General features: G+C 72.8%; 6 protein-coding genes and 1 pseudogene. All 7 read left to right on the top strand.

The features are described from left to right. Nucleotides 1-275: pseudogene (locus EBO15_RS44650) on the top strand (DEDD exonuclease domain-containing protein); the annotation flags it as partial. A gap of 91 nt (nt 276-366) precedes the next feature. Further along, on the top strand, nt 367-1116 hold the full coding sequence (locus EBO15_RS35945; protein ID WP_122198935.1) for a rhomboid family intramembrane serine protease: 750 nt from the start codon (nt 367-369) through the stop codon (nt 1114-1116). Nucleotides 1117-1222: 106 nt separating this feature from the next. After that, on the top strand, nt 1223-1726 hold the full coding sequence (locus EBO15_RS35940) for a hypothetical protein (protein WP_122198934.1): 504 nt from the start codon (nt 1223-1225) through the stop codon (nt 1724-1726). After that, nucleotides 1726-3120, top strand: coding sequence for a hypothetical protein (locus EBO15_RS35935; protein ID WP_122198941.1), 1395 nt, complete (start codon nt 1726-1728; stop codon nt 3118-3120). Before EBO15_RS35940 ends, EBO15_RS35935 begins: the two co-directional genes overlap by 1 nt. Further along, nucleotides 3117-4631 carry a VWA domain-containing protein gene (locus EBO15_RS35930; RefSeq protein ID WP_122198933.1) on the top strand — a complete coding sequence of 505 codons (1515 nt, stop codon included), beginning with the start codon at nt 3117-3119 and terminating at the stop codon, nt 4629-4631. The genes EBO15_RS35935 and EBO15_RS35930 overlap by 4 nt, the downstream gene beginning before the upstream one ends. 94 nt (nt 4632-4725) lie before the next feature. Next, complete coding sequence (locus tag EBO15_RS35925) at nt 4726-5829, top strand: ATP-binding protein (RefSeq protein ID WP_122198939.1); 1104 nt, start codon at nt 4726-4728, stop codon at nt 5827-5829. Nucleotides 5830-5855: 26 nt separating this feature from the next. Further along, a complete protein-coding gene (locus EBO15_RS35920; protein ID WP_122198940.1) occupies nt 5856-8702 on the top strand; it encodes a DUF5682 family protein in 2847 nt (948 codons plus the stop codon). The last annotated feature ends 77 nt before the right edge of the window (nt 8703-8779 follow it).

Genomic DNA, 8779 nt, shown 5'->3' with positions numbered 1-8779 from the left:
CGGTCCCGCCGCGCGCCGCGCCCCGTCCCTACGTGGACGCGCTGATCGCGACGGCCGAGACCGTCCTGCCCGGCGCGGGCGGGGCGCCCGGCGCGGTGACCGGCGCGGGCGGCACCGGCGCCGAGGAGATGGAGTGCGTGCTGCGCTGGATGGACTCCCCGGGCGTCCGGCTGGTCGAGGTCGAGGGGGAGTGGACGTGCCCGGCGTACGGCGCCGAGTCGTTCCGCGGCTGGATCGAGAACGCCTACGCCGCCGTGGACCCGTCCGACCGTTAGGGTTTGATGGCCTTCGCCTTTGATGGCATTCGCCTGAGAGACCCGAGATAGCCGCCGACGCCGCCTCCTCCCGATCTGGACGCCTCCTGCCATGGCACTGCCCCTCTACGACAGCCAGCCCGCCCGGCGGGTCCCCTGGGTGACCTACCTGCTGGTCGCCGCGAACGTGCTGGTGTTCCTGCTCACGCCGATGGCGCAGTTCGCCACCTGGTACGGGGAGAACGACGTCCGCAAGTGCAAGGTCATGGAGTTCTCGATGGAGTACGGGGCCGTCCCGAAGGAGCTGACGACCGGCGACCAGCAGCCGCTGCCCCCCGAGATCACGCACGAGTGCGGCCCGGCGACGTTCACCAAGACCCCGTGGACGTCCGCGTTCACCTCGATGTTCCTGCACTCGAACTGGCTGCACCTGCTGGGCAACCTGGTGGTGCTGTTCGTCGTCGGCATGGGCCTGGAGGACCGGCTCGGACGGCTGCGGTACCTGTTCGCCTACCTGTTCTTCGGGCTCGTCGCGGCGTACGGCTTCGCCTACACGACGCCCGACTCGGGGATCCCGCTGATCGGGGCGTCCGGCGCGATCGCCGGGGTGCTCGGCGCGTACTTCGTCCTGAACCCGCGCGGCCGCATCGTCAGCTGGGTCGCGCCCGTCTTCATCGCGCGGCTGCCCGTCTGGGTGGTGCTCGGCTCGTGGTTCGTCATGCAGTGGCTGTCGCTCGGCAACACGTCGAGCAACGTCGCGTACGTGGCCCATATCTACGGTTTCGTGAGTGGCATGCTGTTCGCGTTCCTCGCCCGCCGGGCCGGGCACGCGCGCGGCATCGTCGCGCTGTCCCGAAGCTGATTCCCCAGCGCCGTTCCCGGGCTTCACCGGGAAGTCCGTAGCGCTTCTCCCGCGCATCGGTCCGCGTTTCCCTGATTTTGTCGTACCCCCTTGGGATGATTGCGGCATGTCAAACGAGGACGCGGATGACCTCGCGTGGGAGCGGTCCGCAGTGGTGCGGGTGACGCCCTCCGCCAAGGCGCGGAAGCTGGCGAAGGTTCCGTTCGTCGAAATGGCGGGCGGACGTCTCCAGGGTGTGGTGTCGAGTGGTTCCGACATCGCCCGGGTTTATGTTTCTTCCATTGCCGCGGAAACGCACGCGTACAGTTGCAGCACCAACAACAACCGGAGGTGCGGAGGGCTCGGCGGCTCTTCGATGTGCAAACACCTCGACGCGCTTCTCAAGGAGGCGGTGCTCCAGTACGGAGCCGAACGCGTCGCCTCCTATCTGGGCGTCGAGCTCGAGCCGGGCGCCGACCTGGCGCGCGCGCTCGACGGCGCGGAGAGCGGGGAGAACCCGGCCGCGACGGTGTTCAACCGGTTCCTGCGGCACCTGGCCTACCTCGAGATGCCCGCGCGGACCGCGCCGGTGCCCGAGATGCAGTGGTTCCCGGCCGGGGCGGTGGGCTGATGCTGAGCATGCACCTGGCCGCCCTGACCGACGGCCTCGCAGACGGTCTCCCGGACGGCGTCGGTGACGCGCTCGACCTGGTCGGCGGCTTCGACGACGCCCTGACCCACGGCCTCGGCCGCCTCGGCGAGACGGAGGCCGGCGCGCTCGACGCGCTCGCCGCGGCCCTGTCCGCCGCTCCGCTCGGGGCGTCCGCCGCCGAGGCCGCCGCCAAGGCCGGCAGCGGGTCGGCGTCCGAGGAGGGGCTCGGCGTGCTCGCCGCCGGACGCGCCGCGCTGCTCGGCGCCGTCCACGACGCCCTGCTCGACCGCTTCGACACCGCCACGGGACGCGTCCGCGCCATCTGGGACGAGCCCGCGCCGGTTCCGGCGTCCGGCGCGAACCTGCTGGCCGGGGCCCGGTCCTGGCTGCACGAGGTCGCCGTCACCGGCTGGCGAGGTGTGGGCCACGACCTGGTGGCCGCCGTCGACCCGACCGTGGAGGCGCTGCTCGCCGAGCCGTCCCTGCGCCGGGTCGCGATGCTCCTCGACGGCCTGGCCGCCGAGCTGCGCGCGTCCAGCCCGGTCGCGACGATGGCCCGCGTCCCGGCCCGCCGCTGGGGTGACCTGTGGTCCCGCGCGATGCTGCTCACCTGGCAGGACGGCGCGCCCGCCGGGGCCGGCGAACCGGTGTCGGGACGGCTGCTGCCGCTCGGCGTGGACGTCCACGAGCACCCGACCGGCGTCCAGGTCCAGGTCCACGGCGTCCTGGAGAGCGGCGACGGCAGGCGGCTCGTGCGCGCGAGCGTCTCGGCCGGGAAGGTCGACACGATCGTCGGGCCCGCGGTCTGGGGCGTCCTGGACGGCTACCCCGTCCTGCTGGCCGCGCTCGCCGGGCACCGCGCCGTGGAGATCGACGGCATGACGCTGCTGCCCGGCGGCGACCTGCTCTGGTCCGAGGAGCGGGCCGAGGCCGGCGAGCCCGCCGACCCGTTCGCCACCGCGCGCCTCCAGCTCGACGAGGCGACGGCGGCGCCCGTCCCGCCGCTGGAGCGGCACCCGGTGCGCATCGCCGAGCCGGTCCTCCTGGAGGACTACCGGATCGACGGCTCCGACCTGGTCATGGACGACCACCGGCTGCGGGTCGAGCTCGCGAACCTGCCGGGAAGCGGTCCGCTGACGCCCGAGCTCGTGGCCGCGTCCACGGCCTGCGTCGGGCTCGTCCGCTGGGACGCCGGGGGCTGGTCGCTGCGTCCGCTCGCCGTCCAGGCCACGGTGAAGAAGAAGCCGGTGGTGGCGCACGGCGGCGACTGGGCGCTCGGCCCCACCGACCCGAAGGTCGTCAAGGCGCAGGCCAAGTCCGGGGACGCGGTGACGGTGCTGCGCGAGCGCGCGGGGCGGTTGTTGCGCAAATGACCGAGACGAACGCGCACGAGAACGAGACCAACGCCCACGCCCCCGACGGCGAGGCCTCCACGGAGGAGGCCCGCGCCCACGCGAACCGCAGGCGGGCGCTCTACTGGCGGCTGATGGCCCGGATGTTCGACGGCGAGGAGCAGCCCGCTCTGGAGTCGTCCAGCGTCGGTGTCGTGGACGCGATCGGGCTGCCCCCGGCGCTGCTCGACCCGTCGGTGTCGATGGACACCCTGCTCCAGCGCTTCCCCGAGCTGGAGCCCGAGTTCGAGAACCTGTTCGCCAAGGCCGCCGCCGGCGGCGGCGAGGAGGTCGGCGCGGGCGCGGTCCGCAACGCCGCGCTGATCTCGAAGCTGCTGCTCAACGTGTTCCAGACCGGCCAGGGCGACGTGAGCGCGGACCGGCTCGCCGCCTGGCAGCGCGACGCCACCCGGCTCCGCCGCGCCCTGGGCGCGGGCGGAGGCGCCTGTGACGCCGGTGGGGGCACGGGCGACGGCCCGGGCGGCGCGTCCGGCTCCGGCGGGGCCTCGGAATCCGGAAACGGCGCCGACGGCGAATCCGGCGGGACGACCCGGAGCCCCGGCTTCGGCCCCGGCGGGCCCGGCTCCGGCTTCGACGCCGGGGACATCGAGCGGATCCTCCGCGACATCGAGGGCGACCTGGTCAAGCGGATGCGGCTGCGCGAGGTCCTCGCCGATCCGAGGCTCGCCGCGCGGCTCACGCCCAGCATGTCGCTGATCGAGCAGCTGCTGCGCGACAAGTCGAACCTGTCCGGCGTGGCGCTCCAGAACGCCAAGCGGCTCATCCGCCGGTACGTGGACGAGGTCGCCGACGTCCTGAAGACGCAGGTCCAGCAGACCAGCGTCGGCACGCCCGACCGGTCGATCCCGCCGAAGCGGGTGTTCCGCAACCTCGACCTCGACCGGACGATCTGGAAGAACCTCACCAACTGGAGCCCGGACGACGAGCGCCTCTACGTCGACCGCCTGTTCTACCGGCACACCGCCAAGCGCACCCAGCCCGCCCGCATGATCGTCGTGGTGGACCAGTCCGGGTCGATGGTCGACTCCATGGTCAACTGCACGATCCTCGCGTCGATCTTCGCCGGGCTGCCGAAGGTGGACGTCCACCTGATCGCCTTCGACACCCGGGCGATCGACCTCACCCCCTGGGTGAACGACCCGTTCGAGGTGCTGCTGCGCACCAACCTCGGCGGCGGCAACGACGGGCCGGTGGCGCTCGAGATGGCCCGCCCGAAGATCACCGATCCGCGGAACACCGTGCTGGTGTGGATCTCGGACTTCTACGAGTTCGACCGCTCCCAGCCGCTGTTCGACGGGCTGCAGTCCGTCCACCGGGCCGGGGTGAAGGTGATCCCGGTCGGCTCGGTGACCAGCTCCGGGAGCCAGTACGTCAACCCGTGGTTCCGGCAGCGCTTCAAGACCATGGGCACGCCGGTGATCTCCGGCCAGATCGGCAGGCTCGTGTCCGAACTCAAGACCTTCCTCGACTAGGAGACCCCCAATGACCGAGACCGACAAGGCGAAGTCCGGCAAGGCGACGTCCGAGAAGGCGACGTCCGAGAAGGCGCAGTCCGGCACGCAGGACATGCTGCGCGCGCCCGCCGAGGTGAAGTACGCCGAGGAGCTCGACTACCTGGAGTCGGTGGACGACGGGCCCAAGCCGTTCACGTGGCGGCTCTCCCCGAAGATGGTCCGCGCGTTCATCCTCGGCTCCGAGCGCGCCGACGGCCTGGACCGGGAGATCCCGCAGAAGTGGTTCGGCGACCGGACGTTCGTCGAGCGGAGCATCGTCACGCTCGCGTCCGACCGCGGCCTGCTGCTGATCGGCGACCCGGGCACCGGCAAGAGCTGGCTGGCCGAGCTGCTGGCCGCGGCCGTCTGCCGCAACTCCACGCTGGTCGTGCAGGGCACCGCGGGCACCACCGAGGACCACATCAAGTACTCGTGGAACGTCTCGATGGTGATCGCCAAGGGCCAGTCCCGGGAGTCGCTGATCCCGTCCCCGATCATGACCGCGATGGAGGGCGGCGTGGTCGGCCGGTTCGAGGAGCTGACCCGCTCGACCAGCGACGTCCAGGACGCGCTGATCTCGATCCTGTCCGAGAAGTACGTGTCCATCCCCGAGCTGGACGACGACAACATCGTGTTCGCCAAGCCGGGCTTCTCGATCATCGCGACGGCCAACAGCCGGGACCGCGGCGTGAACGACCTGTCGTCCGCGCTGAAGCGGCGGTTCAACTTCGTCCGGATCCCGGTCGTGACGAACAAGAAGAGCGAGGCGGAGATCGTCCGGTTCCGCACGACCGAGCTGCTGCGCCGCCACCGGATCGAGCTGGAGGTGCCGCCGACGCTGCTGGACATCCTGCTGCAGAGCTTCGCCGACCTGCGCACGGCGTCCGCGGCCGCGACCAGCGACGACGAGCGGCTGGAGTCGGCGCTGTCGACGGCCGAGCAGATCGGCGTCCTGGAGGACGCGATCCTGCACAGCCGCTTCTTCGGGGACGACACGCTGCGCGCCACGACCCTGGCGTCCTCGCTGGTCGGGTCGCTGGCCCGCCGCAGCCCGGAGGACCTGGCGATCCTGAACAAGTTCTGGCACGGCGTGGTCGAGGGACGCAGCAAGAAGGAGGGCGGCGAGTGGCAGGGCTTCCTGGAGGGCGGCCGCGAGGCGATCGCGACCCTGTCGTGACCCCCGCCACCGACACGAGCGCCGACATGGGCACCGCCACCCCGGACGCCCAGGACGGCACGTTCGCGGCCCTCCGCGGCCAGCTCCGGGACGCGGCGGAGCGGTTCGCCGAGGCCCCCGGGGCCGCCGCCGACATCCTCGCGGGCATGGTGGACGACGTCGACCGCGCCCTCGCCGAGGAGCTGGAGATCTTCCCGGTCTGCCACCACTCGCCGGCGTCCGCGCTGGCGATGGCGCGGCGGCTGCGGGAGAAGCGGCCCAAGGTCGTCTACCTCGAGCTCTGCGAGGACATGCGGCCCCTGCTGGACGAGCTGCGCAACTGCCGGCTCCCCGTGGCGCTGCAGGCGTTCGCGAGCGACGTCCAGGGCTTCGACCCGGAGTGGGCGCCGCTGTCGGTGGTCGCGCCGATCACCGAGGCGTCCGCCGAGTACCAGGCCATCGCGTACGCGCTGGAGACGCCGGGCGTCGAGCTGGTCGCGGTCGACTGGTCCACCGACCACGTCTTCCAGTGGGAGGAGTCCGACCCGGCGGCCAGGAGGACGGCGGCGGACCCGGACGCAGCCGCCGCGTCCCGGCCCGGCGACGAGGAGGACTCCGAAGAGGACGGGGAGTCCGCGCTCCACGGCGACGCGGTCGGCATCGAGCTGGGCGACCTGCGCCCCGGCTTCGCCGAGCTGGAGGAGTACCTGCTGCACCACGGGCGGGTCCGGCACTGGTCGGAGTGGTGGGACCAGTACGTCGAGCAGCCGCTCAGCGGGGCCGGGTACGACGCCTACCGGCAGGCGATGCTGCTGGTCGGGAGCCTGTTCCGGCGGCTGCGCGACACCGGTGACCTGCGCCGCAGCGAGGAGCGCGAGCGGTTCATGTGGACCCGGATGCGGCAGCACCTCGCCGCGTCCGAACTGGACGCGGGCGACGCGCTGTACGTGTGCGGGGCGCTGCACGCGGCCAGCCGGGTCGAGCAGTTCGGCGCCCGCTCGGACGCGCCGTACGAGATCGCCGAGCGGACCGGGACACGGTGGCTGCACGGCCTGATCCCGTCCAGCCACTCGGCGATCGAGGCGCAGTTCGGGCTGGCCCGCGGCTCGGTGTCGATCGCCGCCGCGACCTGGGAGAAGGCCCTCAAGCGCAGTGGCGTCGCGCCGTTCCGGCTGGCCGGGCAGAAGGGGACGAGCCGCAAGGCCCCGAAAGCCGCGCCGGTCTCCGACGCCCCCGCCGAGGACCGGCTGTCCGGCTTTCTCACGACCCCGCCCGAGCCGGGCGTCCTGGACGAGCAGGAGCTGCTGACCTGGGCGGTCGACATCGTCCGGCTCGCCCGCCGCAACGGCTACATGGCGAGCACGGCCGACGCGATCGCGGTGGTCGAGACGTCCGTGCTGCTGGCGGGCGTGCGGGGCCGGAATCGCCCGACCCCGTACGACTTCCAGGACGCGGCGATCACCTGCATCGAGAAGGACACCGTGCCGGGCCGCCGGGACGTCCGGCGGCTGTGCGAGATCCTGCTCGGCGGCGACCGGGTCGGCCAGGTCGGGTACGCGGCGCTGCCGCCGCTCGCCCAGAACGTCCTGGACCGGCTCGAGCCGCTCGGCGTGGACCTGACCAAGCGGACCGTCCAGCGGGCCCTGCTCGACCTGCGCTCCGAGCCGCGCCTCCAGGCGTGCTCGGACGTGCTGTGGATCCTGCACCGGATGCTGCCGGACGGCATCGTCCGGCCGATCATGGGCTCGCGGAGGCTCGGCGAGCGGTCCGTCCAGGAGAGCTGGGACCTGTCGCTCGGCCGCGACCAGCGCTGGCTGGTCGAGCTCGGCTACGAGGGCGTCACGATCGAGCAGGTCCTCGAGCAGCGGCTCCGCAAGATCGCCTGGGCGCCGGACGCGACGGCCTCGGCGGCGCTGGGCGCCGTGGAGGACGCGCTGGTCCTGCTCGGCAACCGGCGGTTCGTGGACGAACTGGGCGCCCGCGCGGTCGAGCTGCTGTCCGCCGAGCGCACCGTGGACGACGCGCCCGACGTGCTGAAGCGGGTCCGGCGGCTGCTCGCCCACTACCGGGCGAGCGAGCCGGAGCTGCCCGCCTGGTGCAAGGAGTTCGTGACCGAGGGGTACGCGCACTACTGCACCCTGCTGCCGACGGCGTTCACCGAGGACGAGACGGGCGTGCGGCAGGTCGCGGCGATGCTCGGCTTCCTGTTCGGGATGGAGAGCCTGGCGCTGTCGCTCGGCTGCGACCACGCCCAGCTGGAGATCGCGGTCGCGCAGTCGCATCCGGAGGCTCCGGCGAAGGTGGCGCTGCTGTGGGCGGCGCGGGTCCAGCTCGGCGTGCTCAGCCGCTCTGACCTGCGGGAACGCTGTGACGAGATGCTGGGGAACCCGCTGGTCGTGCCCGCCTTCCCGCACTATCTGAGCGGGTTCGTGCACGCGCTGGAGCCGGTCCCGACGTTCGCGCCGTTCGTGGTGGAGGTGATGTCGAAGGCGTTCGGGAGCCTGCCGGACCACCTCCTCCTGCCGTGGCTGCCCCGCCTGGTCATGACGCTCCGTGAGCACGCGGCGGAGCTGGTCCCGGTGCTCACCCGCGAGGCAGGGCGCACCTTCCCGGGCTCCCTCCCGGCCCTGGACGCCTGGACGCCGCCCTGGGAGGCCGTCCGGCCCCGGGAGCCCGACAGCCGGGCCGGGGTGCCCTCCGCCCCGTCCGGGCCGGTGGCGGAGCTCCTGGCCGCGCATCCGGCCGCGTGCGACGCGGCGGCCGCCCTGTTCGGCCTGGACCCGGTCTGGCAGGCCGCCCCCGCGGGCCCGGCGTCCGCGTCCTCCGCCGCGTCCGAGCTGCTCGGACGGCATCCGGACGCCGCCGGGGCCCTCGCCGCGCTGCTCACCCGCTGAACGCTCCGGGCCGGGCGCCGACCGGCCCCGGCCCGGACACTCGATAGGCTCAGGAGGTACAGACGTTTCGGGAGGAT

Source organism: Actinomadura harenae, assembly GCF_003696215.1.
Taxonomy (GTDB): domain Bacteria; phylum Actinomycetota; class Actinomycetes; order Streptosporangiales; family Streptosporangiaceae; genus Spirillospora; species Spirillospora harenae.
The sequence above is the reverse complement of the archived record's forward strand: the minus strand, read 5'-3'. Positions and strand labels throughout refer to the sequence as shown.